The 24,721-nt window shown below is 65.8% G+C and carries 19 protein-coding genes; 9 read left to right on the top strand and 10 right to left on the bottom strand.

Annotation, left to right across the window (positions count from 1 at the left end):
* The 4 genes from MJD61_18430 to MJD61_18415 all read left to right on the top strand — a co-directional run.
* On the top strand, window positions 1-702 hold a 702-nt coding region (locus MJD61_18430; GenBank protein ID MCG8557240.1), incomplete at its 5' end, for a molecular chaperone HtpG.
* Window positions 703-784: 82 nt separating this feature from the next.
* Window positions 785-1,927 (top strand): FAD-binding oxidoreductase, encoded by a 1,143-nt coding sequence (locus MJD61_18425; GenBank protein ID MCG8557239.1) that lies wholly within the window; start codon window positions 785-787, stop codon window positions 1,925-1,927.
* 141 nt (window positions 1,928-2,068) lie between these two features.
* Entirely contained in the window at window positions 2,069-3,091 is a 1,023-nt protein-coding gene (locus tag MJD61_18420) for a fatty acid desaturase (protein MCG8557238.1), read from the top strand.
* A gap of 79 nt (window positions 3,092-3,170) precedes the next feature.
* The gene (locus MJD61_18415; protein MCG8557237.1) at window positions 3,171-4,577 is read left to right on the top strand and encodes an MFS transporter; all 1,407 of its coding nucleotides are present in this window, start codon (window positions 3,171-3,173) and stop codon (window positions 4,575-4,577) included.
* 19 nt (window positions 4,578-4,596) lie between these two features.
* Here the strand turns inward: MJD61_18415 and MJD61_18410 are convergent, their stop codons facing one another.
* Window positions 4,597-5,736, bottom strand: a complete 1,140-nt coding sequence (locus MJD61_18410) for a GNAT family N-acetyltransferase (GenBank protein MCG8557236.1) — start codon at window positions 5,734-5,736, stop codon at window positions 4,597-4,599.
* A gap of 259 nt (window positions 5,737-5,995) precedes the next feature.
* On the opposite strand from MJD61_18410, the gene MJD61_18405 reads away from it, so the two are divergent.
* Window positions 5,996-6,364 (top strand): hypothetical protein, encoded by a 369-nt coding sequence (locus MJD61_18405; protein ID MCG8557235.1) that lies wholly within the window; start codon window positions 5,996-5,998, stop codon window positions 6,362-6,364.
* Between the two features lie 233 nt (window positions 6,365-6,597).
* Here the strand turns inward: MJD61_18405 and MJD61_18400 are convergent, their stop codons facing one another.
* Window positions 6,598-8,553 carry a serine/threonine protein kinase gene (locus MJD61_18400; protein ID MCG8557234.1) on the bottom strand — a complete coding sequence of 652 codons (1,956 nt, stop codon included), beginning with the start codon at window positions 8,551-8,553 and terminating at the stop codon, window positions 6,598-6,600.
* Window positions 8,554-8,678: 125 nt separating this feature from the next.
* Here MJD61_18400 and MJD61_18395 point away from each other — a divergent pair, with 125 nt between their 5' ends.
* On the top strand, window positions 8,679-9,419 hold the full coding sequence (locus MJD61_18395) for a hypothetical protein (protein ID MCG8557233.1): 741 nt from the start codon (window positions 8,679-8,681) through the stop codon (window positions 9,417-9,419).
* Window positions 9,420-9,472: 53 nt separating this feature from the next.
* A complete protein-coding gene (locus MJD61_18390; GenBank protein MCG8557232.1) occupies window positions 9,473-9,931 on the top strand; it encodes a hypothetical protein in 459 nt (152 codons plus the stop codon).
* Between the two features lie 131 nt (window positions 9,932-10,062).
* Here the strand turns inward: MJD61_18390 and MJD61_18385 are convergent, their stop codons facing one another.
* From MJD61_18385 to hemW, 5 genes are all read right to left on the bottom strand, one after another.
* A complete protein-coding gene (locus tag MJD61_18385) occupies window positions 10,063-10,743 on the bottom strand; it encodes a hypothetical protein (protein MCG8557231.1) in 681 nt (226 codons plus the stop codon).
* A 479-nt stretch (window positions 10,744-11,222) separates the two neighbouring features.
* Window positions 11,223-12,053: a hypothetical protein gene (locus MJD61_18380; protein MCG8557230.1), complete on the bottom strand. Its 831-nt coding sequence runs from the start codon at window positions 12,051-12,053 to the stop codon at window positions 11,223-11,225.
* A gap of 444 nt (window positions 12,054-12,497) precedes the next feature.
* Window positions 12,498-13,733 carry a hypothetical protein gene (locus MJD61_18375; GenBank protein ID MCG8557229.1) on the bottom strand — a complete coding sequence of 412 codons (1,236 nt, stop codon included), beginning with the start codon at window positions 13,731-13,733 and terminating at the stop codon, window positions 12,498-12,500.
* Between the two features lie 282 nt (window positions 13,734-14,015).
* On the bottom strand, window positions 14,016-15,785 hold the full coding sequence (locus MJD61_18370; GenBank protein MCG8557228.1) for a hypothetical protein: 1,770 nt from the start codon (window positions 15,783-15,785) through the stop codon (window positions 14,016-14,018).
* 236 nt (window positions 15,786-16,021) lie between these two features.
* Complete coding sequence (gene hemW, locus MJD61_18365; GenBank protein MCG8557227.1) at window positions 16,022-17,170, bottom strand: radical SAM family heme chaperone HemW; 1,149 nt, start codon at window positions 17,168-17,170, stop codon at window positions 16,022-16,024.
* A 132-nt stretch (window positions 17,171-17,302) separates the two neighbouring features.
* Between hemW and dnaJ the strand changes: the two genes are divergently transcribed.
* Window positions 17,303-18,367, top strand: a complete 1,065-nt coding sequence (dnaJ, locus tag MJD61_18360; protein MCG8557226.1) for a molecular chaperone DnaJ — start codon at window positions 17,303-17,305, stop codon at window positions 18,365-18,367.
* Here dnaJ and ftsH read toward each other — a convergent pair.
* Window positions 18,364-20,256 (bottom strand): ATP-dependent zinc metalloprotease FtsH, encoded by a 1,893-nt coding sequence (gene ftsH / locus MJD61_18355; protein MCG8557225.1) that lies wholly within the window; start codon window positions 20,254-20,256, stop codon window positions 18,364-18,366. The two genes, dnaJ and ftsH, sit on opposite strands and share 4 nt — an antisense overlap.
* Before the next feature lie 165 nt (window positions 20,257-20,421).
* Between ftsH and MJD61_18350 the strand changes: the two genes are divergently transcribed.
* Window positions 20,422-21,297, top strand: a complete 876-nt coding sequence (locus MJD61_18350) for an MBL fold metallo-hydrolase (protein ID MCG8557224.1) — start codon at window positions 20,422-20,424, stop codon at window positions 21,295-21,297.
* A 446-nt stretch (window positions 21,298-21,743) separates the two neighbouring features.
* Here the strand turns inward: MJD61_18350 and MJD61_18345 are convergent, their stop codons facing one another.
* Complete coding sequence (locus MJD61_18345; protein MCG8557223.1) at window positions 21,744-24,149, bottom strand: DNA translocase FtsK 4TM domain-containing protein; 2,406 nt, start codon at window positions 24,147-24,149, stop codon at window positions 21,744-21,746.
* Window positions 24,150-24,332: 183 nt separating this feature from the next.
* Window positions 24,333-24,721, bottom strand: a 389-nt coding sequence (locus MJD61_18340; protein MCG8557222.1) for a hypothetical protein, incomplete at its 5' end; no start/stop codon positions are given.

Here is a 24,721-nt window from a genome sequence, read left to right as displayed (position 1 = left end):
GAGAGCAGCACCGAGCCCGGCAGCCTGGTCTCTTTGCCGCAGTACGTCGCTCGTATGCGCGAGGGGCAGAAGAGCATCTACTACGCCATGGGTGTCTCGCCTTCGATGTTGGCAAACAGTCCTCATCTCGAAGTCCTCAAGAAGCGTGGCTACGAGGTGCTGTTCATGACCGACGGGATCGACCAGTGGGCTCTGGAGGGGCTGACCGAGTTCGATGGCAAACCGCTGGCTAACGCCATGGATGCCGAGCTGGAGCTTTCGAACGAATCAGACAGGGCCGCGAGCACCCCTGAGCAGACGAACGAGGCCGGGGAAATCCAGCCGCTCCTCGACCGCTTCAGCAAGGTCTTGGAGGGTAAGGTCAGCGAGGTGCGCGTCTCCAAGCGCTTGACCGATTCCCCTGTTTGCCTTGTCATACCCAAGGGCGGGCTGCCCTCGCATATCGAGCGCGCCCTGCGATCGATGAAACACGAGCTGCCCGAATCCAAGCGCATTCTCGAGGTCAACCCCGATCATGAGCTGATCCAAAGCCTCAAGGCCAAGCTCGAACGCGATCCGACCGCCCCGAAGCTCACGGAATGGATCGAGCTGCTGCACGCCCAGGCGTTGCTGAGCGAAGGCAGCCCGCTCGAGGATCCGGCGCGCTTTGCGGCGCGCTTGACCGGCCTGCTGCAGCGTGCGGCAGCTTCGGAGCTCGCCTGAGCCCGTCGTCCCACGAGGCTTGCGGCAGTTTCCCTTCGAGGCCTGGCGGGCGCTAATCGTGTGATCCTGAGGCGGTCATGAGATGAAGCGCAGCTCGGCCGATGTTGTGGTGGTTGGCGGCGGGATCGCCGGGCTCTCTGTCGCGCGCGCGCTGTCTGCCCGGGCGGGGCTCAGCGTGTGCTTGCTGGAACAGGAGCGGCTCCTGGCAAGCCACAGCTCAGGACGCAACGCGGCCATTTTCCGTCCTTTGGAGCCGAACGCCACGACCGCGGCGCTGTGCCTTAGAAGCCTCGAGCTGCTTGCCGCTCTGGAGCACGACGCGAAGCGAGGGCTGCTGCGCAGGAGCGGGCTGCTTTTGGTGAGCTCCGAGGAGTCCAAGATCCTCGATCTGGCGCGGCACGGGGCTCGCGTGGGAGTAGGAGTCGAGCTGCTGTCGGGCTCGTCCCTGTTCGAAGCTGCGCCCTTTTTGCAGGGAGGGCAGGCCCATCACGCCGCCTGGGTGCCGGGTGGGGGTGTGTTGGACATCGACGGGCTGAACACGGCACTGGCTCGCGTCGCCGCCGCCCGAGGCTGCAGGCTGCGCACCGGCTGCAAAGCGCGACGCATCGTGCTCGACTGCGGTCGCATCGCTGGTGTGCTGCTCGACGACGGGCAGACGCTCGCGACCGGTCAGGTCGTGCTTGCTGCCGGCGCTTGGAACGCGGTGCTCGCAGGCACCTGCGGCGCCTCGCTCCCCCTCACGCCCCTGTGCCGGCATCTCGTGCAGCTGTCGGACGGCGGCCAACTCGCCAGCTCGGGCACAGCAGCACGGGCCACGGTCTGGCGCCTCGAGCGCGAGGTCTATCTTAGGCCCGAGTCGAGCGGCGTGCTTGCCAGTCCGTGCGACGAGGCTCCGAGCAGCGCCGGCGTTCCCACAGTCAAGCCGGCCGCGCTCGAGCAGCTTGCCGAGCGCCTGCAGCTGCTGGCCCCCCGGTTCGGCCGCCTCTCGGTCCGCTCGAGCTGGGCTTGTCTGCGCACGTTTGCGCGCGATCGCGAACTGGTCCTGGGTCCTGACCCCAGGGTCGGGGGCCTGTTCTGGCTGGCCGGGCTGGGAGGGCGCGGGATGGCCGTCGGCTTGGCCGCAGGAGAAATACTGGCCGGCCAGATCGTAGACGGCGCCGACCACCCCCTCGCAGGAGTAGTTCGGCCCGCTCGCCTATTGGACTTCCACGGCGGAACGAGCTAAAAACGGGCGCACCCGCCAGGAGAGAGGCCACGCTCCGTGCCTGGCCGTGTGCCTGGCCGTGTGCCTGGCCGTGTGCACAGCCGGGGCCTGGCCGTGTGCACAGTGCCCCGCCCCGCTTCGTTGTTACGACGTGTTCTTACGATGAGTTCCGCATCTGCCGAAAGGGCCAAGGTGACCGCGCCAGGCAAGACACGCAGCGGCAAGGAGCTCATTCGTGCGAGCACAGCGTTTGCTTCGGAAAACCGAGCGCTGAGCTGGTGGTATCTGGCGAGCACCCTCGCGATCTTCGCTGGACTGCTCGCCGTTGCAGCGATGGCGCCCTTTTGGCCGCTGCGCTTTGCGGCGGGGGTCGTCGAGGGCCTGGTGTTCGTACGGCTCTTCATTCTCTACCACGACTTCCTGCACGGGGCGATTCTCAAAGGCTCGCCACTAGCCAAGGCCGTGATGTACGGCTACGGCGCAGTGTCGCTCAATCCGCCTCGGGTCTGGCGCGAGACCCACAACTACCATCACGCCAACACCGCGAAGATCGTCGGGTCGCACGTCGGGTCCTATGCCATGGTCACGCCGGATCTATGGCGTCGCATGAGCAAGCGCGAGCGTCTGCTCTATCGCCTGCAGCGCCATCCTCTGACCATGCTGTTCGGTTACGCGAGCATCTTCATCTATGGGATGTGCCTGTCTTCGCTGATTCGGAATCCTCGCCGCAACTGGAGCTCCGCACTTGCGTTGCTCGTTCACGTGAGCTTGCTTTTCGCGGTGATCGCGTTCGCAGGCATCGACGTCTTCTTTTTTGCCATGTTCTTGCCGCAATTCGTGGCCAGCGCGCTGGGCGCCTACCTGTTTTACGCCCAGCACAACTTCCCTGGAATCCACATCCAGCCTCGCGAGCACTGGAGCTACACCAGGGCCGCACTCGAGTCATCGAGCTACATGAAGCTTGGGCCGATCATGAACTGGTTCACGGGCAACATCGGCTATCACCATGTGCACCATCTCAATCCGCGGATTCCGTTCTACCGTTTGCCCGAGGCCATGGCCGCCATCCCGGAGCTGCAGACACCCCGCATGACCAGGCTGCGCCTCAAGGACATTCGCGCCTGCTTCTCGCTCAAGCTTTGGGACCCTGCCAAGCAGTGCATGGTCGGCTATCCAGCCGACTGATCGGTCGAAAGGCCAAAAACTACATCAACCGACACGCTGGCGCTACGATAGGACAGTGCGTTGGAGACCGACGACTTCGATGCCAGCGGCTGTTCGGGCTCTCGTTGGGCTGCGCTCGCAGGACCTCGGGGTGTGCTCGAGGATGTTCGCGTATTTCTTCTTGGTGATCGCCAGTTTCTGGATCCTGAAGCCGCTCAAGAAGGGGCTGTTCGTTGCCTACTACGATGAGCGCTCGCTCGAGTTGTTGGGCTACTCGTTGGGCGTGGCCCAGGCTGAGCTCGTGTGCAAGGTCGGCAACGTCGGCGTGGCGCTGTTGGCCACACTGAGCTTCGCGGCCCTGTCTCGGCGCTGCGGTCGCGATCGACTCACGCTGATCTTCGCGAGCTTCTTCGTACTGTGCTTCGCCAGCTACGCGAACGCGTTGGTGCGGCCGTCGCCCGCGCTGATCTGGTCGTTCTATCTGCTCGGGGATCTCTACGGCACGCTCATGGTGGCCACCTTCTTCGTCTTCTTGAGCGACCTGATGACACCCGGCATGGCCAAGCGCACCTACGGCTTTGTCGGCCTGGGTGGCGTCTTGGGCGGGATTTTCGGAAGCGTGGTGCTGCGGATGTGGATAGACGCGCTCTCGCTCTCGCACTGGTTATGGGTGTGCTGCGCGACCACGGCCGCCATTGCCGCGATCGCACGCAGCACCGCCGTGGCCGAACCCGTTCGCTCCTGCAGCGAGGACGCAGACGCCGGTTCGCGCGTTCGTGGCGCCGCGGGTGAGCCGGTGGATGCCATCGAGGCGCGTGCGGCCACCGAGACGCCTGCGGGTTCCTCGCTGCTCGAGGGCGGCTTCATGGTCGCGCGCTCGCCCTACCTGCGTGCCATCGTGGGCATCGTGGCCTTGTACGAAATGGTCTCGACCATCATGGACTTCCAGTTCACCTCGACGCTCTCGCACTACCTGAGCGGCCAGGCCGAGATCCACAAGCAGCTGGCGACCGTATATACGCTTACCAACAGCCTGTCGGCTTTCGTGCAGCTGTTTCTGACAGGTTACGTGTTGAGACGCTACGGCGTTGCCGTGGCGCTTTCGGTGCTGTGTTTTTCCACGCTGACAGGCTCGAGCGCATTCGCGGCCATGCCCGTGTTGTGGGTTGGCAGCCTCTTGAACACGGCCGACAACGCGTTCAGCTACTCGATCCACCAGAGTGCCAAGGAATCCCTGTACGTTGCAACGACACGGGACGAGAAATACAAAGCCAAGGCCTTCATCGACATCTTTGGACAACGTGTTGCCAAGGCGATCGCCGTCGTTGTGAGTCTCGGGCTGACCATCCACGTCACGGAGTTCTCCAGCGTGCGCTGGCTGTCGTTGCTCAGCGTGGGCCTATCGCTCGCGCTGCTGATGCTGGCGCGCTACGCGGGCCGCTGCTTCGACGGGCTCGCAGCCGGTCGCGACTCCGTCCTGGGCGCACGCGCCTGCCTTGGTTCCTGAGGATGCGGGGCAACCAACACTAACCCTCGCGTCGAAACGGACCGTGCGCGGCCAGGACCCGCATCTCTCCCTGCACCGCTCGCGTCTCGCAGGGCAGGTAGTCCCTGACGGCGCCTGCCAGCTTGGGGTTTCGGATCCAGTGGGCGCTATGGACGGGCGCAGGCATCAGTCCGCGCCGCAGCTTGTGGGTGCCTTGCGCTCCGGCCTCGAAGGCGTCCATGCCGAGCTCGATCGCGCGCTCGATCAAACGGTAGTAGCACAGCTCGAAGTGCAGGCCGTCGTAGTGCGCACGACAGCCCCAATAGCGTCCGTAGATGCGCCTGCCTTTTTCGAAGTTCAGCGTGGCGGCTACTACCTGCCGCTCGCGCGAGGCGAAAACCGCGAGCACGCGCTTAGCATGGGTCTTGCGAATCTCCTGAAAGAAGCGCTGGTTGAGGTAGGGGTACGAGCCCTTGCGACGGCACGTGGAGCGATAGAACTCGAAAAGGGCGCCCCACTGAGCTTGGTCAAGCTCGGGCCCCGGCACAACCTGCACGTCAAGACCGGCCTCGTGCACGCGCCGGCGTTCGCGTCGCAGCTGTTTGCGCGCTTGGGCCCGCAAGCTCGCGAGGAATTGATCGAACGTGCGGTAGCCGCGGTTTAGCCACTGAAACTGGCACGAGGTGCGCGGCATGAGCTCCCCGTGCCGCTTGACAAGCGCTTGCTCCTGCTCGCTGAGGAACATGAGGTGAAGGGACGACACATCCAGCTGTTGCGCGAGCTCGCGTGCCGCACGAAGCAGGGCCAGCCTCACCTCGTCCGGATCCTGATCGGCGGAAAAAAGGAGCCGTCGCCCGGTGGCCGGTGTGAAAGGCACCATGGCCACGAGCTTGGGATAGTACGGGATGCCGGCCTGCAGCGCCGCCTCCGCCCAGGTCCAATCGAAGATGTACTCACCGTAGGAATGCGACTTCAGGTACAGGGGCATGGCCCCCACGAGGCGCTGGCCCAGCCAGAGCGTCACGTGACACGGCTGCCAGCCGCTATCGCCCCCCACGCAGTCGGTAACCTCGAGCGACCTCAGGAACGCGTGCTCCACGAAAGGATCGTCTTGCCCTACGAGCGCGTTCCAGGCCTCGGGCTCCACCGTGCTCAAGTCATCTAGGATATCGACCCGCATGCGTCTGGTCCGAGTCAGAGTCAGCCTTCCCGGAGTGTAGCCCCAAACCAGAAGCGAGTTTTGGTGACCAATGTGGGTTGGGGTGAGATGACCCAGTTGGGCTGCGAAGGGCGACCCGGGGGGCGGGCCTATTTGACTCAACCCGGGCAGCCACCGCCAGGGCTGGCCACCGTTGGTTCGATACAGGCGACGGCACGGCCGGACGCGAGTTGGTCCGGCAGCTTCTACGGAGTTTTTGATGCGACACCAAGATCGATCGATGTCGGTTCTGTTTTGGGATCAGGATGTGCGCTGTGTCGAGACGCGTTTTCACGGCGCTGTGTTTGCGGACCAGATCCGGCAGACACTGAACGACGGGCTGCAACTGATGGTCAGCAAGTCCGGGCACAGCTGGCTGGTGGACATGCGCGGCTGTGGCGTTCTCGACACCCGTGTGTTTTCCTGGGTGCGGGACGTGTGGCAGCCTCGCGCGGCCCTGGCGGGCCTCGCTCGAATAGCCCTGGTCGTGCCCACGAGCGATCCCGCTTACGTCGATCTGCCGTTTCCTGGCAGGCCCATGGAGGTCGCCTGCGTCTTGTTCGGCGATCGCCGGCAGGCTGTGCGCTGGCTGCGCTCGGCCGTGCATTAGGACCTCCTGTGGCGAGGTACTAACGCGCATCGGTCACCAGCCTCCGGCCCGATCGGCCGATCCGCCCGCGCAAGCAGCCGCGTCCTCGTTTCCAGAGCATCCTCCGGGATCGCAGTAGCGCAGGCGACGAGAACTCCGATAGTGTCAACTATGCCTCCGGTCCATCAACTGCGGATCGGCCGCTATCGCAGACGCCTTGACCGATCGGATTCGAAGTTGGTGATCGATGCGGGCTAATCCGGCAGCAACTGCTTGAGCTGCCAGGTGTACTTGTGCAGCAGGTCGCCCGATCGTACCAGGGCGTCGTGCACGCGTCCGAACAGCAGCGAGGCTGCCACGAGCTGCAGCACGGTCCACAGGGCAAGGAAGGCCACGGTTAGCTCGGGCGGAAACGCGTGCAAGCGTGGCAGAATGACCAGGGCGCCGTCGCGAAACGCGTAGGCAGCTGGAAGGGCTTGCGACAACTGCAGGCCCAGGGGAACCAGCAAGCTCAGGACGCCGGCCGCCACGACGAGCAAGCGCGTGCGTTTGCCCGTGCCCGCACCCAGCGTGTGCGCCATGGTGCTCAGGGTCGCGATCCCCGGAAGCAAAAACAACGGTCCGAACATGGCGCTCAGCCAGGCCAGCGCCACGCTGCTGGTCGCGGCGCTCGCGAGCGTGCCGTGGTGTTCCGCCAGCATGCCTCGACGGGTGGCCAACGGCGTGAAAACCGCGATCAGCGTCAACGCAACCAGCGCCGCATAACCCGGCCAGCTCTGCACCCCCAACCCGAGCACGGCGGCGGCGGCGAGCGCGAGACACGCGCCGTAGTAGCGCCGCGTCTGGCCGACCAGCTCCTGCATCCCGCGGCTTCCCTTGCCGCCAGGAGGCGCATCCGGGCTCGGAAGCTGCTCCGGGGGGTGCTCGAGCAGGCGTTCCAGTATGCCGCGGGCTGCACGGTTGTTGGGCTCGATCGCGAGCGCGCGTCCGACCTCCTTGAGCGCGCGAACGCGCTCGGTCAGTGCGTTGACTCCCTGCGACAACGCGTACTTCGCCGCCACCTCCGCCGCCTCCGTGTGAGCGTTCGCGATGTCGCGGCGCCACTCGCCGTCGCGCTCCCCGTCGAGGTAGCGCTCGATGGCGTTATGCAGCTCGCGCGCGCTCGACAGACGTCGAGCGGGGTCGAGATGCGTCGCCTTGACGCACAAGGCGTCCAGCTCTGCGGGGATCTCCCGCTGGGGCGCTCCTGAGGAGGGGCGGGCGTCGGCGCTTCCGGTGATGGTGGAGATCATCACCGCGGACACGGAGGCTCGACTGTGCAGCGGTTGAAGCGCCAGCATTTCGTAGAGGATCGCACCGAGAGAATAGACGTCGGCGCGAGCATCCATGGTGGTGGTTTCGCCGCGGGCCTGCTCTGGAGACATGTAGCCAGGTGTGCCCATGACAGCACCGTCTACCGTGCGCGTTCCCGGCTCGACCGACACACCGTCCCTGCGCGCCATGACCGGTTCGGGCACGCCCTGCGCCTTCGCCAGACCCCAATCGAGCACGTACACCTCACCGTGATCACCCAGCATGATGTTGGCGGGCTTGAGGTCGCGGTGCAGCACGCCGCGGGCATGTGCGAACTCGACCGCCAGGCAGGCGGAGGCAAACGCCCTGAGCAGCTTGCGGCGCGGATACTTGTCGATGGTCGTGCGGTCGTTGTCCAAGTAGCCGTTGACGATCTCTTCCACCGTGCGACCGCGAATCCGCTTCATCGTGAAGGAGACGGAGCCGTCCGCCTCCTGTCCCAAGTCGTAAACCGGCACGATCGACGGGTGCTCGAGCTGGCCCTGAATCCGCGCCTCGCGTACGAAACGCGCTACGGCATCGGGTTGCTCGCGGTAGCGTTTTCGCAGAATCTTCATCGCGACCTTGCGGCCGATCTGATGGTCGTCGCACAGGTGGATCTTGCCCATGCCGCCTTCACCGAGCAGCGCGCCTATGCGGTAGCGCGGAACAGCAACCTGCGGTCCCATGGCTGGCCGAGGGCGTGCGCCGGTCACATCGTCCGAGGTCTCGCTCTGCTCGGGGAGCCCTCCGGAAGCCTTGGAGGTCGCGACACGTGCAGCCACCGATGGACTGCTGCCACTTGCGGGAGCCCCTGCCGGGGCCGGGTCGAGCTTTGGGTCCGTTACGGCGTCGTCCATGTCCCTCGATTTCCACATGCTGGTTTCCATGTCGCTCAGGAAATGTCGTCGCTTCCCCCACAAGCCCGCCAGCGCGTTATCGAGGTTCTGGACCGGGCTCCGGCCATGATGAAGAGGTGAGGCCAAGCCGTCCATTTTCTGGCGTGACCCACGGGGCCGCCATTCACGACACGCTCGTCGAGCCGTTTGACCACCGGGTGCGTCCCAGCGCGTTCTCAATCGGGCTTGTTCTGCTGTCGTCTGGCTTGGCCTCGGCGCAGCACCCCGAGGACGACCAAAGCCAGCAGATCATCTACCGCTACATCAACAAGCAAGGCCGCCCCGTTTTCACCAACGGCCTGCAACAGGTGCCGTTCGCGCACCGCGGCCGAGCCGAGGCCATGGACCTGTCGCGTGCGTTCGTCGCGCCAATGCTGCGCCGGGCGATCGAGCAATCCGTGCAGGAGCAAGAACAGGCCCTGGCCAGCGCCGATCTCTGTGTGCGCGCTCGCGGCGTCGAGAGCAAACCTTGGTGGGTCACGCTGCATGAAGACCATGGCCATCTGCTCGCCATCGGGGGCGTGATGGTGCTCTTGTTGCTTGCGACACCGTTCGTCCTCAGGGTCATGGACGTTCCCACGTGGGCGCGTCCTGTGACGGGCAGCCTTCAGATCCTGGCTGTGGTCGGGCTGCTGACCCACGGTGTGGTATCTGCCCGCAAGTCCTACGCGCGCTTGGCCTTCTTGTCGGAGCCGTGCGCTCAGCTGACCGCGCACAGGCCACCCGCCAGCCAGTCGGGCGCGCTCTTCGATCGCCTCAGCGTCATCAATCATGTGCGAGCTACCATGGCGGCCTTCCAGGCCGAACGGGCGCTGCAGCACGGTCGCGCGCTCGATAGTCATTAGCGGCTCTTGCTCTTTGTCGTCGCTCGTGCTCACGTCTCCATAGGGAGCCTGCAGTGGTTGCGCTCGGGGTCATCGGCCTGGTTTCGGTCGGCGTGGTCGTTTCAGCCGCCGCGTTCTGGCTCAGCTTCCTGTGGCACCGGACGCATTCGTTGCTTCCCGTCGAAGACGGCCGCGTCGCGCTGATCAATCACCACTGCGGCTTGTGGCTGGAGCAGCCCCGAGCGCCTCGAGGCCGGGTCGGCGTTCGGCGCCGCCCCTATCCGTTCGCGCGCTTTGCAGCTTACTCGGACCTGCTGGTGTTTCGCTGCGAGCAGATTCGCATTTGCCTGCGTTTCTCCGACGTCACCGAGCTCACACCCATGAGCCGGCCACCCTTTCGCCGAGGCTTGCGAATCGGCCACCAGCGTGAAGACCTGGCTCAGATCGTCGTGTGGTCACGCCACTGGTCCACGCTGCAGGGAATCGTCGAGCAGCGAGGAAACCGGTGCCAGGAAGCAGCACCGGTTTCCTAGGGCGCGCCCGGCTACGCGGGTCGCGCCGAGAGCAGTGGGTCTCCAGCAGCCTCTTGCCCATTCTCCAGGCGGCGCCTGCTGCGCCGCCCTGCTCGCGTAAGCGAGCACTCGACCCGCAACGAAGTTCCGGGTCAAGCGGCCTGGCTTTGATCGGCGGACGCCTTTGCTGGCGGGGCGGCGGCACCCGTATCGTTGATCACGCGCCCGCTTGGCTTGAGGAAGCGAACCGTGGCCGAGCACGCAAAAGCAGACCGTCCCGAGGCCTCGCTTGCCGAGGATTCGTCTACGCGCACTTCAACCCAGGTCTCGTGGTCGCGCTCGCCCTCGCACAAGCCCAACAGCAGACGCTCTCCTGGCCGGTAGCGGCCCCGGCTGCGGAAGGTCAGCCCCCCGGGCAGGAGCCTCTGGAGGATCCCTACGTGGCGCACGCCTTCGTTCTCGCCCACGATGCACAGCGGCAGGCCTTGCACCGGGTTTCTTTGGACCTGCCACTCACCTGATTCGTGGCGCTCGCCCTCGGCCCTTGCTGTCGTGGCGCCCGCACCGCCCGGCAGTGCCTTCAGACGAAGCGGCGGCCTGGCCATCCGCGGTCGAGCTGGCCGTTCGTCGCGACGGGCGGCCCGCCAGCGGCGGTACAGGGATTCGACGGCCTCGGAAAGCGGGAGCTGCCTTCCCGCAGAGTCCAGAAACGAGACTTGGCCGAATCGAACAAGCCTGGCTTTGGTCGTGCTGTTCAACCCCAGGAAAGCATCGGGGCCGAGTGCCGTGAGCTTGTTTTGCTGATGGAGCCGCACGCGCTGTACGTTTCTCATGGGTACCTCCTACCCTGACAACTACAACGACCACTCCGCTCAGCTAGTACGGTTGTGCTATCGCCCGCTGAAGGCCCAACCCGCGGCCCTGCCTGTCCTGTCACCGCTGCTTGCCCCGCCGGCCCACCACAGCCCTTGCCCGACCCGATGTCGGGACCCGAATCCCAGAGCCGTATGCCCCGGGGCGCGCAACTGCCCGGGGCTACCCCACGGCTTGAGGTTCGAACCCGACCGTCCGAATCACCGCCTCTGACTCGGTCTCCCTCGGCCCCCGCCTCCGAATCGAAGCGCCCCCTCTAGGGAGTGACTACTACAGGGCAGTTGATCTGGGCGAGGTGGCGCGTTTCAGGTGGCCGGGACCAACGTGGGACGGCAGGTTTGGACGCTGCGTGGTCGTGGCCGACCACGACCACGATGTACGACGTCCACGGTCCGGGTGTGGTCAGGGACGCCGCAGCCAGACCACTCGGTCCTCGGCCCTACTTCTGCACCATCAGGTAGCCGCTCGGCGCGCGTCGGAGCCGCTTGGTGCTCATGGGGAAGGGGGTGGCCACTCGCAGCACCGCGGGGCCGGGAAGCTCCCCGGCGAGCATTGGAAGGGCATGCGGCTTGACAGCCTGCGCCGGCAGCCGCTGTGCCGGTACGCGCTGCTGAATCCGGACCAGCAGGGTGCGATTTGCCAGTGAGCGCCCCAGCGCGGCGCCCTCGAGCGCTTCGGCAATGCAGCGATCACGGTGGGTTGCCCGGCGCGCCTTGAGCGTGCCCCCGCGGTGTCGCAACGAAGCAGCGGGGTGGTAGCCAGCCAGCGTCGCCTCCCGTACACGACCCGAACCGTTGGTACGCAGCTTCAGGGCCAGGTGCTCTCCGGCGAGCGCGCACCACGAGACGCTGTCCCGGATGCCTTTGAGGGGCGTTCCTCGCAGCGCAAGCGCGCTGTGCGCGCGGGCGATCGGGGGCATGCGCAAGTGGGCAACCAGTTTGCGGCTACCGTACTTGGGGCCGAGCATGACGCCAGCGAGGCTCTCGGCGACGCAGCGTTCGCGGTGCTTGATGCGCGTGGCACGCAGGACGCCGCGATGGCTGCCGGGCTGGCCAATGCGAAAGCCGAGCAACCCGGCCTGCACCACACGGCCGGAGGCATTGGTCGTCAACCGTACCGACAACCGTTCACCTGGCCGGGTGCACCAGGCTACGCTTTGGTGCACTCCGCTCAAGGCGGGCCCGCGCAGTTTGTGGGGGATGTCCGCGCGGGCGGAACCGAGCCCTGCCAGGCTCAGGATCGAAACGATTACCGGTGTGAGTTTAGCCATGGACCTACCTCGCGCTCAGGCAAAGACCTACCTCGCGCTTAGGCAATCCACGTGCCCAAATCCTGGACATGCCGGCGAGGGGCCGAGGGTCGTGCAGATCTTGCGCCGAGCCGACACGAAACCCCCAAAAACACAGTGTTTAAGCGGCGCCTGCTACGTTGTCCCACATGAGTTCCAGTACACCCTGCGGTGGCGCCTGCGCACATGGTGTGGGTCAGCGCACAAAAATGCGCAATTCGCGAGTGCGCCGCGCGCGCCGGATCTGCGAAAAAAGCCCCAATTCTTGCCCAAAAACGGGCAATTTTTCGCGCATGCAGGGCCTCGCTCGCTACGGGGTGCTCACCCACTTTCCGCTGGTAGGTACGCCAAAAGCCGCTAGCGCGCCGCCGAGGTCGAAGATGGCGATCCTGACCCCGTGTCAGGTCCAGCCCGGCGCCGGTCCCGCTACTCGTCGGCGGTGGTTGCGGTCACCGAGGCGCTGACCTGGACCGATACTCGTACTGAAGCGGAAACGTTGCCAACCGCGGTTGCCAGGTCCGTCAGGGCATTCGTGAGGCAGGCAAAGGCTGCTGGTACCGTCGTCTTGATGCTGTCGGCCAGGCCTTGTGCCGCGGTCTGCAGGTCCATGCCCGCTTGCTGCAGGCCTTGCAGCTTGGCGACACCGGACAAAAACTGGGGCCAGTTGCGCTGCAGGGTGCTCACCAGGTTGGCGACCTTGCTGGTGTTCATCAGGTTGACACCGCTGGCACGCACGCTTGCGTTGGGCTTGGTGCAGACCGCTTGCGCACGCAGCTCCGCGTTGCAGGCGGCCTTGCATTGGCCGTCGGCCACGATCATGGGCTCGCCCGAGCACTGGGGTGCCATGAACTCCGCCGAGCAGCTGCCCTCGCACGTGCCCGTGCACATGCCGTTCACGGTGGATACGCAGTTGCCCATGCACATGGGAGACACGCACTCGCCGCTGCAGGAGCCGTTGCAGGTGCCCGTGCACTGGCCGATGCAGTTGCCGCTGGCGTCCATCACGCTGCAGGTCCCGGCACAGCTGCCGTTGCATTCTCCCGTGCATTCGCCGTTACATAAGCCTCTGCATTCTCCCGCGCACACTACGCTGCCCTCCATATGGCACTTTCCCATACAGGACGCGTTGCACATGCCTCGCACCTGACCAGGCTGGCATTGCACCATGCCGGTTGCCATGAATTGCGCATCGCACATGGCCACGCAGTTTGCCGTGGCCCCAGCATCCAGGTAGCACTGCGCCGGCTCGACCGTGAGGATCAACGAGGGGGGGCCCGCCAGCTCGGTCTGGGCGATCATGTCTATGGCGGTGGCGAGCGCGCCGCAGCTCGCCTCTACCGGCTGTTGGTTTCCGGTTGGAGGCATCACCGGTTGGTTCAGGTCCGTCGCCATGGCGACGCAGGCGGTATTGAGCTCCTGCGCGACCTGCTCGCTTTGGGTCTTGAAGTTGGCGGCGGCGCCGAGAAAGGCCATGGTCTTTTGCGCCGTGGCGTCGCTTCCCAGCCCACCGCAGGACAAAGGCCCCAGCGGATTGACGGCGCCGTCACCGCCGCAGCCCGGCAAACCGGCCAGGCCGGCCAGGCCGGCCATCACCCCTATCAAGCCGAGTATTCCACGTGTCGTTACAGCATCGCTATCGCCAAGCATCGTCTGACTGAGCATCGTTTCACCAAAACCGCCTGTCACCAACCACCCGTCACCGAAACCGCCCTTGGTAGAGCATCCCTACCCAGCGCAGCCACCGTGAACCTCTCGGCGCTCACGCTCGCCCCCGCTCGCTGTGCAGGGCACCATTGTGCCTCGGGATCCGCGTACTTACCAGTCCACAAATGTACGAATGGCCTCACGGTTCGACTAACCGCAGTTTAACCGCAGTGTTCGACCAACCGCAGTGTTCGACCAACCGCAGTGTTCGACCAACCGCAGTGTTCGACAAGAGGCGGGCTAGTGGACCGGTGGGACGCAGACCCCGTTGGAGGCGCAAACGAGCGGTGAGCAGCACTGGCTGTCGTGCGTGCACGGGGCGCAGGCGCCGTTGATGCAGGCCTGGTTGCCGCAATCCCAGCAGCCTCTGCACCCGGGCGGGGGCGCCGGGCACGGCTGACCGGCAGTCAGGATAGCCTGGTCGTAGTGAATGCGCAGCTCCTGGGTGAACGTGATCCGGCGCACGAACAGAGCGCCGTACACATCCAGCCTGTCCGTAAGGATCAGCTCGGCGTGGGGTGCGTAGAAGTTGCCGGCCACCGTCGCCGTACCGGTCAGCGTGATCGCGTCGTAGCCGCCCACGTACAAGCGAACCTTGGCCGGTGTGAGCTGCGATCCAAGAAAGAGCCTGCTCGTGCTCTGCACGGTGCCAGCCACGAAAACGTCCACCTCGGCGCCGGGATCCAGCTGCAGCGACAGCTCGTCGGTCATGCGCAGATCGCCTCCCACGAACAGGGCAACACGACCCTGGGCCCGGATCGCCAATCTTCCGGTGCCATCGACGCCGTTCAGGTAGTAGCGGCCGCACGGCAGATTTAGCACCCGTTCGCCCGAGAAGCGGGCGAAGGCCGCAGGGTCGAGGTTGATCGACGCGTTGTCGTTGACGCCCCGGTGTGCCCTCACGAAACCGGCGATGTCGACGAGCAGCTGCGGCGCGCAGGCGCAGGGAGGAAAGACCACGGTCGGGGCTCGCACCACGCCTCCGGCAAAGGCGGGGCTCGAGACATCGAGCGAGAGGTTCGGGGCGATGGCCACGAATCCCGAGACGCGCATCCGATCGCCACGAACGCTCCCGGCGAACACGGCGTTGCGGCCGACGCTTACGTTGGCGGATGCATCGAAGGGACCCGCCACATAGAGGTCGCCCGCGACGGTTTGCGTATCGGTTACGCTAGACCTGCCGCTGCCGCCTATCCACAGCGAGCCACCGATAGTCGTTCCGTAGGTCGCGGTGTAGCTGCCGTTGGTGCCTACGCTTCCGCCCGGTCCGCCGGGTACGTAGGGACCAAGGTTGCTGTTGAAGGCGTCAACGACAAGCCGGTCGGCGGCATCGTGGTCCTCGCAGGTGCACAGCGCCCAACGGAAGGTCGTCTGGGCAATGGCGCCACCGCACACCGGGACCTGGCCGGCCGGCGTATCGGTGATCAGGATCGGCGGCCCGTGGCCAGCACAGAACTGCCCCTGGGTGGGCGGCGGCCCGCCCGGGGGAAGGGACACACCAGCGGTCCCGCCCGGGAAACCGCCTCCCCAGCCAGCCAAACCGCCGGGCCCTCCGGACGAGCCCCCCGGTGTCCCGGAAAACCCTCCCGCGGTACCGGACCATCCTGCCCGGCCTCCAGAAAAACCGCCGAACGTGCCCGACAGACCGCCGGGCCAGCCCGAGAAGCCTCCGGGTTGACCGGAAGAGCCGCCGGATCCGGAGAAGAAGCCCCCGGGCTGACCGGAAAAGCCGCCCGGCCAACCGGAAAAGCCGCCGGGCCAGCCAGGAAAACCCGTGCTGGACCGACCAGAAGCCCCTCCCAAGGTACCGGACCAGCCACCCCAGGGTGGGGCGCTGGCGACGACTGGGCCAGGGGGATCGGTGTAGCCCTGCCAGCGCAGATTGTCCGAGCTGCAGCCAAGGGCGAGCCCGGCGATGATCGTCGTTCCGGCTGCCCAACGGGCCCTTGACGGAAACGCTTCGGCGTCGTTCGATTGCGGCAGCTGAGACCCGTCACGGCGACGATACATGCTTCACTCCTCAGCTTTCCACGAGGACGACTGCCTCGGCCCAAGGCCGAGCCCACGCGGCCACGCTCCGCATGGGGCAGCGATCTTGCGAGCTCGTGCACGTGCGGGCGCTGCGCCCCCCGCCAACGCGCGCGCGACTGTCACAAGAATACACTATACTTTAAGCACGCCAGCGACACCCAGTCAACCAGGGCACACGCGTGCATGGGGCGCTGCAGCCGGGGGTCGGAGACGCCTCAGAAAAGCTCGCTCGTAATGCCGTCGAGCCATAGCCACCGCTGCGCGGGAACGCGCAGATGGCCCTCCACGAGCTCGAGGTCTCCACGCTTGCCGAGCCTGCGCAGAGCTCGCTCGCGACCGAGCAGCGGGTCGACTCCCAATCGGGCGCGCAGGGTGTCGATATGGACACCATGGCTGGTCCGCAGCCCTAGCATCCATGCCTCGCGGATGAGCTCGGGGCATCCCAGCCGCTCCTCGAAGACCTCCAATTGCGACAGCCGCGAGCAACGCATGTAGCGCGTCGGATCCGGCTGGTTTCGATAACGGCGGGCAGCTGCAGCGCCGTGGCCGAGACAGCCAACGGCCGCGGCGCCGAGCCCCAGGTACGAACCACCTCGCCAGTAGTGTTCGTTGTGCCGGGCGTGCTGCCCCGCTCGCGCATAGTTGGAAACCTCGTAGTGGGCGAGGCCTGCCTGCTCTAGCAGGCGTTCGGTGGCCCGGAACGTGTCCACCACGGCCCGCTCGGGGGCAAGCGGCAGGCGCCCCTGGCGCTGCAGCGCTCCAAAGCGTGTGCTTGGTTCGACGGTGAGGGCATAGCACGACACGTGGCCGACACCGCAAGCGAGCACGCGCTCGAGCTGCGCACAGAATGAGGCGGGGGTCTGTTCAGGCAGCCCGAACATCATGTCCGCGCTCACGCGCGGTAGCTCGAGGACCGCTGCGTCGAGCGCGTGCAGCGCCCCCGCGCTGTCGTGAAGTCGGCCCAGGAACCTGAGCTCGTCGTCGTCGAGGGACTGAACCCCGATGGACAGGCGGTTGACCCCCACCTCGCGCAGCGCGGCTGCTGCACGGCGGCCGAGCGACGTGGGATTGCACTCCACGCTGACTTCAAGGCATGGCACATGCTCCTCGAAGGCCGCCCTGATGCCGCGCAGCACGCGGCCCAGCTGCGCCGGTGCCCATAGCGAGGGCGTTCCACCTCCGAAGAACACCGAGCTCAAGCGTCGCCCGGGCAGCGCGCCGGCGCGCCAGTCGAGCTCGCGGAGCACAGCATCCGCGTAGTGGTGGCCGGGGGGTTGTCCGCGCGCCAGCGACTGCGAGGCAAAGTCGCAGTACGGGCATTTTTGGACACACCAGGGGAAGTGCACATAGACTGAGGTATCCATCGCCGCCGCGACACCATAGCCGGTTTCCCTGGCCAGATCCGAGCTAGCTCTAGCCTCTTGACCGCCGACCGAAGTGACTTAAGGTGAGCGCGAGCTTGGGGGCGCGCTGCGCCGACGAGCCCCAGCACCTGTATGCAAAAGCGCGACTACTACGACGTGCTCGGCGTGGCCAAAGGCGCCTCCGACCCCGAGATCAAGAAGGCCTATCGCAAAAAGGCGCTTGAGCTTCATCCCGATCGCAACCCTGGGGACGCGGGCGCAGAGGAGCGCTTCAAGGAGGCATCGGAGGCCTTCCAAGTGCTCAGCGATGCCAACAGGCGTGCGATCTACGATCGGTACGGCCACCAGGGCCTGGAGCGGGCGGGTCAGACGGGCTTCAGCAACGTCGAGGACATCTTCAGCCAGTTCGCGGACATCTTCGGCGGCTTTGGCGGGCAATTCAACGACATCTTCGGACACGGTTTTCGCGCCGACGGGCCCATTGCAGGCGACGACCTCAGCGTCACCACCCAGCTAGACCTCGCGGAGGCGGTCTTTGGCGTCAAGCGTGATATTCCTCTCACGCATCCGAAGCCGTGCGAAGACTGTCGGGGGACCGGCGCCAAGGACGGCACCGCGCTTCGCAGCTGCCATCTATGCGGGGGCTCCGGGCAGGTCGCCCACCGCCGCGGGCCCTTTCTCATGCAAACCACGTGCGGGGGCTGCCGTGGCAAGGGGCGGGTTATCGCGGAGCGGTGTGGCAGCTGCCGCGGCAACGGCGAGGTTCGCGTAGAGCGGAAGGTGAGCGTTGCGATTCCGTCCGGTATCGACGACGGTCAAACGTTGCGCGTGCCAGGCCAGGGACTGCCCGGCAGGCGTAGGGGTCCGGCCGGGGACCTTTACGTGAGCGTCAAAGTCAAGTCCCACAAAGACTTCGTGCGGGAAGGCGACGATCTGCGATACGACGTCAACGTCTCCTTCCCCCAGGCGGCTCTCGGGGCCGAAATCCGTGTTCCGACGCTCGATGGCGATCCCGTTGCGGTCAAGGTGCCGGCCGGCATTCAGCCAGGCGAGAGCGTGTTGGTGCGCGGTCAGGGCGTCCCGCACCTGCAGGCGCGAGGGCGCGGTAATCTGGTCGTGCGCGTGCAGGTCGACGTGCCCAAGCGCTTGTCGGGCAAGGCCAAGAGGCTGCTGCAGGAGCTGCAGGACTCGCTCTAAGGGCCCGTACCCGCTGCTGCGATGCGCTTGGCCGGCATGGATTCGTCTGCGACGGTGACAGGGGTTGCCAGCGCCTCGAGCTCATCGCGTTCGAGCGTTTCTTGCTCCAGCAGGCGCTTCGTCACCGCGTTGAGCTCGCTTCGCCGGTCGCGTAGAATCTGCTGCGCGCGCGTGTACTGCGCGGCTACCATGCTGCGGACTTCGGCGTCGATGGTCCGTGCGGTCTCTTCGCTGTAGTTGCGTTCCTCGCCGAATCCTGCAGGGTTGAGGAACCGTGCTCCTGCGGGCCGCCCGAGCGTAACCAGGCCGAGCGTCTCGCTCATGCCGAAGCGGCAGACCATTTGACGCGCCGTCTCGGTGGCACGCTCCAGGTCGTCCTGGGCTCCGGTCGACACGTCGTTGCACACGATTTCTTCGGCCGCCCTGCCTCCAAGCATCACGCATATGCGGTCGGAAAGCTCGTCCCGTGTCACCAGGTAGCGGTCTTCCGTGGGCAGCTGCAGGGTGGCTCCCAAGGCTCCAATGGAGCGTGGGATGATGGTCACGCGATGCACGGGATCGGCGTGCTTGACCGATAGCGCGACGAGCGCGTGCCCGCTCTCGTGAAAGGCCACGCGGCGCTTTTCGTCCTCGTTCATGGCGCGGCTGGTCTTCTTGAGCCCGAGCTGAATGCGATCGATCGCTTCCTCGAAGTCCTGTGGCTCCACGGTGCTCGAACCGCGCCGCGCCGCCGCGAGCGTTGCCTCGTTGACCGTGTTGGCCAGGTCCGCGCCGGACATGCCGGGTGTGCGTCGTGCGATGACCTTGAGCTCGGCATTGTCGCCCAGCTTCACCTTTCGCGTGTGCACCTGCAGAATCTGCTCGCGACCCCGAACGTCGGGACGATCGACCACCACCCGGCGATCGAAGCGACCCGCACGCAGCAGGGCAGGATCAAGCACTTCGGGACGGTTGGTCGCGGCCATGATGATGACCCCGACTGTCGGATCGAAGCCGTCCATCTCGGCGAGCAGCTGGTTCAGCGTCTGCTCGCGCTCATCGTTGCTCGCCATGGCCGCGAGGCCACCTCGCGACTTGCCGATGGCATCGAGCTCGTCGATGAACACGATGCAGGGAGCACGTTCCTTGGCTTGCTGAAACAGGTCCCGCACTCTGGACGCGCCCACACCCACGAACATCTCGACGAAGTCCGAGCCGGTCATCGTGAAGAACGGCACCTTGGCCTCGCCTGCGACCGCGCGCGCGAGCAGGGTCTTGCCCGTGCCGGGTGGGCCGACCAAGAGCACGCCCTTGGGGATCTTCGCGCCCAGATCCCTGTACTTGTCTGGACTGGTAAGGAAATCGATGACCTCGGCCAGCTCGGCTTTGGCCTCGTCCACGCCGGCCACGTCGTCGAACGTGGCCCGCTCTTCCTTGCTGCGATCGTAGACTTTCGCTCGGCTGCGTCCAAAGCTCAGCGGTCCGCCCGCCTTGCCGATGCGCCGCATTCCGTACAGGTAGAACAAGAGCAGGATGCCCAGGGGCAGCATCCATCCGAGCAGCATTTGGCGCCACAGCGAGGTCGCTTCGATGCGTCCGGAAAAGACCACGCCTTGCTCGCGCAGCTGCTCCAGCAGGATCGTCTCGTCCATCCCCGGCAGCCGGGTGGCTTCGACGTGACGAGCACGCCGTGACTCACCAGGCTCCTTGAGCTCTCCGATGACCGTCGTCTCGCGAACCTCCGCCTTGGAAAAGCGCCCTGCTTCGACCATGGCGAGAAACTCGCTGTACGGCACGCGACGCGCGGGCAAGCTGTGCGGCACGATATACTGCAGCATGAGAATTACAACGATGGCGATGACGAAGTACCATCCTGAAAACCGCAGCTGCCGACTTCTTGTGGGTTCCATGACCAGCCCGAATCCTTGCCGTAACAGGCTCGATGCCCGGCTACAGGCTAACACCTCCCCAACGTCGAGGCGAAACCCGTCCTCGGTTGCCTACCTGAGCGAGCCCTGCGCCTGCTGTTTGCCGCGTACGGGGCCTTTCCAATACAGAGTTGGTACACTGCGCCCATGAAACTGTGGTCCATCGAAGGCAACCGTCAGCGGTTGGACGGTGGTGCCATGTTTGGCAACTGCCCCAAGGCCGTCTGGCAGCGCTGGTGCGCGCCGGACGCTGACAACCGCATCGAGCTTGCGTGCCGAGCGCTGCTGGTACAGGAAGATGGGGGGCGCCACGTGCTGCTCGAAACGGGCATTGGCGCGTTTTTCGAGCCCAAGCTACGAGCGCGTTTTGGGGTGTGCGAAGAGCGCCACGTGCTGCTCGAGCGGCTCGCCGCGATCGGTTTGGGGCCCGCGGAGATCGACGTCGTGGTGCTGTCTCATCTGCATTTCGACCATGCCGGCGGCCTGTTGAGCGCCTGGCAGCAGGGCCGCTCCCCCACGCTGGTATTCCCGAGGGCGCGTTTTGTGGTGGGGCTGCAGGCCTGGCGGCGCCAACAGCATCCGCACCCGCGCGACCGAGCCTCTTTCATCGCAGAGCTCGGGCCCTTGCTCGAGCACAGCGGCCGCCTGGATCTGGTGGACGGGACGAGCAGCAAGACCCTGGGGCCGAGCTACTCGCTGAGCTTTTCGGACGGACACACACCGGGCCTGATGCTCACGCGCATCGCGGGCGCGCCGCCGGGGCCCATGACCTTTGTCGGCGATCTGATTCCGGGTGTACCTTGGCTGCACTTGCCGATCACCATGGGCTACGATCGGTTTCCGGAACGTCTAATCGACGAGAAGCAAGCGCTGCTGCAACGGGTCGTGCGCCAGGGCGAGTGGCTGTTCTTTACGCACGACCCGAGCGCCGCGGCCTGCCGGCCCGCTCTGGACGCTCGGGGCCGCTACATCGCGGCCGAAAGCCGCAGCGAGCTCGGGCCCTTAGGGTCCGTCCGAGAATAACTGGTCGAGACCGGCCGCGCAGGGTGGATGCGATTCGCCGGCGCGCCCGGGCTAGTGTCCTGTATCCGAAATCCCGCACATAATTCGCCGGCCCTTGACACCGCTCACGCCATCGATCGCCGTTTGGCTATCTCCTGGAAATAGCGATGCACTGCATCGAAATTGAACCGCAGCCTGCGTCGATTCGATGACCCGAGCGTGGCCAATTGCTCGCCGACTTATCTACGTAATCACGGATACAGGACACTAGGTACCGGTGCTGTATCAAGTATGCGTCAGCAAGCTTGCCCGTTGTGGCTCGCCACCGCACCATTGCCGTCCTTTGCCCGACCGGTGTCGGGACCCCGAATCCGAGATCTGAGATCCCAGCCTGAGGTGCGGACCCGGCAGGCACAGGCGCGATCGTCCGCCTCCGAACCCGATCCCGGCCTCGGTTCCGGCATGAATCAATGCGCCTCGATCAGCACCTCGCGGCGACCGCCTGCTTTGCTGCTTGCCGGGCCGACCACGCCTTCCTTTTCCATGCGCTCTACCAGCTTGGCGGCCTTGTTGTAGCCGACTCCGAGGTTGCGCTGCAGGTGGCTGATGGAGCAATAGCCCGCTTCCGCAACCAGGCGCACCCCCCGGTCGTACAGGGGATCGTCGCTGCCTGCGCTCGGGTAATCCGCGTCCTCGTCGTCGTCGCGTGGCCTGAGGATGTCGTCGTTGTAGATCGGCCTGCCCTGCTCGCGCAGGAAGTCGCAGACGCGTGAGACTTCCTCCTCGCTGACGTACGCGCTGTGGACCCGCTTGAGATCGCTGCAGCCGGGCAGCAGCATCAGCATGTCTCCCATGCCGAGCAAGTGTTCCGCTCCCTGACGCCCGAGAATGGTCTTGGAGTCCTCGCGTTGGGAGACCTTGTAGCCGACACGCGACGGGAAGTTCGCTTTGATCATGCCCGTGATGACGTCCACGCTGGGGCGCTGGGTGGCAAGGATCACGTGAATCCCTGCTGCCCGCGCTTTTTGCGCGAGGCGTGCAATCGCCGCTTCTACGTCCTTCGCTGCAACCATCATCAGATCCGCAAACTCGTCCACGACCACGACGATGTGGGGCAGCTTCTCGGGAGTCTCGGGCTCCCCGTCGTCGTCCGCAGCACGCCTGCCGGTCAGCCTGGAGGGATCGAGCTCACCGCGTTCGACCTTTTCCACCCGTTCGTTGTAGGTGAGGATGCTGCGAGCGCCGGCGTCCGCGAAGAGTTGGTAGCGGCGCTCCATCTCGTCTACGGCCCACTTGAGAGCCAGCGAGGCCTTTTTCATGTCGGTGACGACGGGCAACAGCATATGAGGGATATCCTGGAACACGTTGAGCTCGACCACCTTGGGATCGATCATGAGCAGGCGGACTTCGTCCGGCCGTTTCTTGAGCAGAAGGGACAGGAGCATCACGTTGAGTCCCACGCTCTTGCCGGATCCGGTCGCGCCGGCGACCAGCAAGTGCGGCATCTTCGTGAGGTCACCGAACACCGGCTGCCCGGAGATGTCTTTGCCGAAAGCCAGCGGGAGCGCCCCGCGCATCCGCAGCCAGCGCGCGTCTTCGAGAATCTCCCGTAGCCATACGTTTTGGCGCTTGCGGTTCGGCAGCTCGAAACCGACACGCGATTTGCCTGGAATGGGCGCCACGATCCGCACCTTCTGGGCCGCGAGGGCCATGGCCAGATCGTCCGCCAGACCGGCGATCTTGGAGACCTTGGTGCCGCTGGCCGGTTCGAACTCGTACATCGTGACTACCGGTCCCGGGTGGATTTCGTCGACACGACCACGGACTCCGTAGGCGGCCAGTTTCTCTACCAGGCGCTCGGCGTTGGCCCGCAGCGTGGCTTCGTCCACATCGATCCCCGCGCGCTGCTCGGGCGGGGCCAGGAGCGATGGCGGCGGCAGAAGCAAGCAGCCGTTGCCTGCCGGGACCGCGGCGGCAGCTGCCGCCGCGCTCAAGCTCTGTTCGCGCGGCGCTACGATCACCGGCCCCTGGCTACGCTGCGGTCGCTTGGCGCTCGACGCCGGTGTGGTGGCCCGCTTGCCTGCATCCGAGCTGGGACGCGCCTTGCGAGGCGGGGGCAGGGCCTCGGCTACCTGCTCGTTCTCGTCGGGTTGCGCGCCGGGCTCGTCGGCCGCGGGCAGGTCCTGCTGTGCTGCGACTTGCGCATCCCGATCGTGGCGAGCGTGGATCGCATCCAGCGTTTCAAGCTCTGGCTCGTCAAGCCGAGCTTCGAGCTCCTTGGCCTGCTGCCATGCCAGCCACAACCGTTGCGCGCCTGCGCGCAGCCACAACGCTGCCCACTGCACCCCGCGCCGCACGCTTGCCGCAGCGCCGATCAGCGACCAGCGTGTCCGTAGCACGAGCGTGGCAAGCAAGATGGTGGCGCTCACGATCTTCGAGCCGGCGGGCCCCAGCGTCGCGACCAGCACTTCGCCCAGGAGCTCTCCGAGGGTCCCCCCAGGCAGATGGCCGCCGAAGACCGCCTCGTCCCGAAGCAGCATGTGCAGCATCGCCGATGCCACCAGGGCGATCGGTGGGAGTGAAGCCATGCGCGCGAGAGCGGACCAGCGAGGCTGCTGCCGCGACAAGCAAGCGGCCGCGCCGAGGCCGAGCTCAAGCGGCAGCACGCAGGCGGTCAGACCAAACGCATCGAGCAGCCAACCCGCCAATGCAGCCCCCGCCGGGCCGACCCAGTCATCGCCGCCGTGTAGATCGTACGACCAGAGCGCGAGCGTCAACAAGACGGCGGCTGCGCCGAGCAGCAACGCCGCCACCTCGCGGCGTACGCCGATGTCCGTTCCGACGTTCGCGGATGTAGGATGTGTAACCTGCACTAGGGGCTTTGAATACCTGTGCAAGGCTAGAGTCTGCGCCAGAAGTGGTCAAAATTTCGGCGCACAAGGGTTGCCGGGCTGGGCGAGGTGCGAACCCAGCCACGCGGTCGCAACGACCGGGCGGCCGTGCCGGGCCTCCTGCCGCCTCCTGCCTAAGCTTGATCACCCGGGCTGCGATCTCTGCTATGCTGCACACCGAGTTGCCTCGCCTCCCATCCGTTGGGACCCACGGTCAAGCGCAGCGCATGGTTTGCTCTTCAAGGTGACGATGCGATCCCCGTTGGCAAGACTCTCCGCAGCCGGAGCTTGCTGCGCCGTCGCGCGCAGCCGCCCGCCCATGAGCAGCCGCAAATCGTCGGGCGGCGGCGTGTTCATACCGTGCGGCTCGAAACCGTGCGGCTCGAAACCGTGCGGCTCGAAACCGTGCGGCTCGAAACCGCGCAGCTTGCTGCTGTGCAGCCTGCTGCTGTGCAGCGCCGTTTTGGGCGGTTGCAAGGTAACGAGCGAAGACGTCGAAACCTGGAAGGGGACCGTGAAAGGTCCCGGAAAGCTCGTGGCCGTGTTGTTGGCCG

This window comes from Pseudomonadota bacterium (assembly GCA_022361155.1).
In the GTDB taxonomy this organism is placed as follows: domain Bacteria; phylum Myxococcota_A; class Polyangia; order Polyangiales; family JAKSBK01; genus JAKSBK01.
The sequence above is the reverse complement of the archived record's forward strand: the minus strand, read 5'-3'. Positions and strand labels throughout refer to the sequence as shown.

What these genes read in the sequence shown, in the direction of transcription:
- MJD61_18425 (MCG8557239.1), top strand. Translation starts at nt 785, where the DNA reads ATGAAGCGCAGCTCGGCCGATGTTGTGGTGGTTGGCGGCGGGATCGCC.
- MJD61_18420 (MCG8557238.1), top strand. Translation starts at nt 2,069, where the DNA reads ATGAGTTCCGCATCTGCCGAAAGGGCCAAGGTGACCGCGCCAGGCAAG.
- MJD61_18415 (MCG8557237.1), top strand. Translation starts at nt 3,171, where the DNA reads ATGCCAGCGGCTGTTCGGGCTCTCGTTGGGCTGCGCTCGCAGGACCTC.
- MJD61_18410 (MCG8557236.1), bottom strand. Translation starts at nt 5,736, where the DNA reads ATGCGGGTCGATATCCTAGATGACTTGAGCACGGTGGAGCCCGAGGCC.
- MJD61_18405 (MCG8557235.1), top strand. Translation starts at nt 5,996, where the DNA reads ATGTCGGTTCTGTTTTGGGATCAGGATGTGCGCTGTGTCGAGACGCGT.
- MJD61_18400 (MCG8557234.1), bottom strand. Translation starts at nt 8,553, where the DNA reads ATGTGGAAATCGAGGGACATGGACGACGCCGTAACGGACCCAAAGCTC.
- MJD61_18385 (MCG8557231.1), bottom strand. Translation starts at nt 10,743, where the DNA reads ATGAGAAACGTACAGCGCGTGCGGCTCCATCAGCAAAACAAGCTCACG.
- MJD61_18380 (MCG8557230.1), bottom strand. Translation starts at nt 12,053, where the DNA reads ATGGCTAAACTCACACCGGTAATCGTTTCGATCCTGAGCCTGGCAGGG.
- MJD61_18375 (MCG8557229.1), bottom strand. Translation starts at nt 13,733, where the DNA reads ATGCTCAGTCAGACGATGCTTGGCGATAGCGATGCTGTAACGACACGT.
- MJD61_18370 (MCG8557228.1), bottom strand. Translation starts at nt 15,785, where the DNA reads ATGTATCGTCGCCGTGACGGGTCTCAGCTGCCGCAATCGAACGACGCC.
- hemW (MCG8557227.1), bottom strand. Translation starts at nt 17,170, where the DNA reads ATGGATACCTCAGTCTATGTGCACTTCCCCTGGTGTGTCCAAAAATGC.
- dnaJ (MCG8557226.1), top strand. Translation starts at nt 17,303, where the DNA reads ATGCAAAAGCGCGACTACTACGACGTGCTCGGCGTGGCCAAAGGCGCC.
- ftsH (MCG8557225.1), bottom strand. Translation starts at nt 20,256, where the DNA reads ATGGAACCCACAAGAAGTCGGCAGCTGCGGTTTTCAGGATGGTACTTC.
- MJD61_18350 (MCG8557224.1), top strand. Translation starts at nt 20,422, where the DNA reads ATGAAACTGTGGTCCATCGAAGGCAACCGTCAGCGGTTGGACGGTGGT.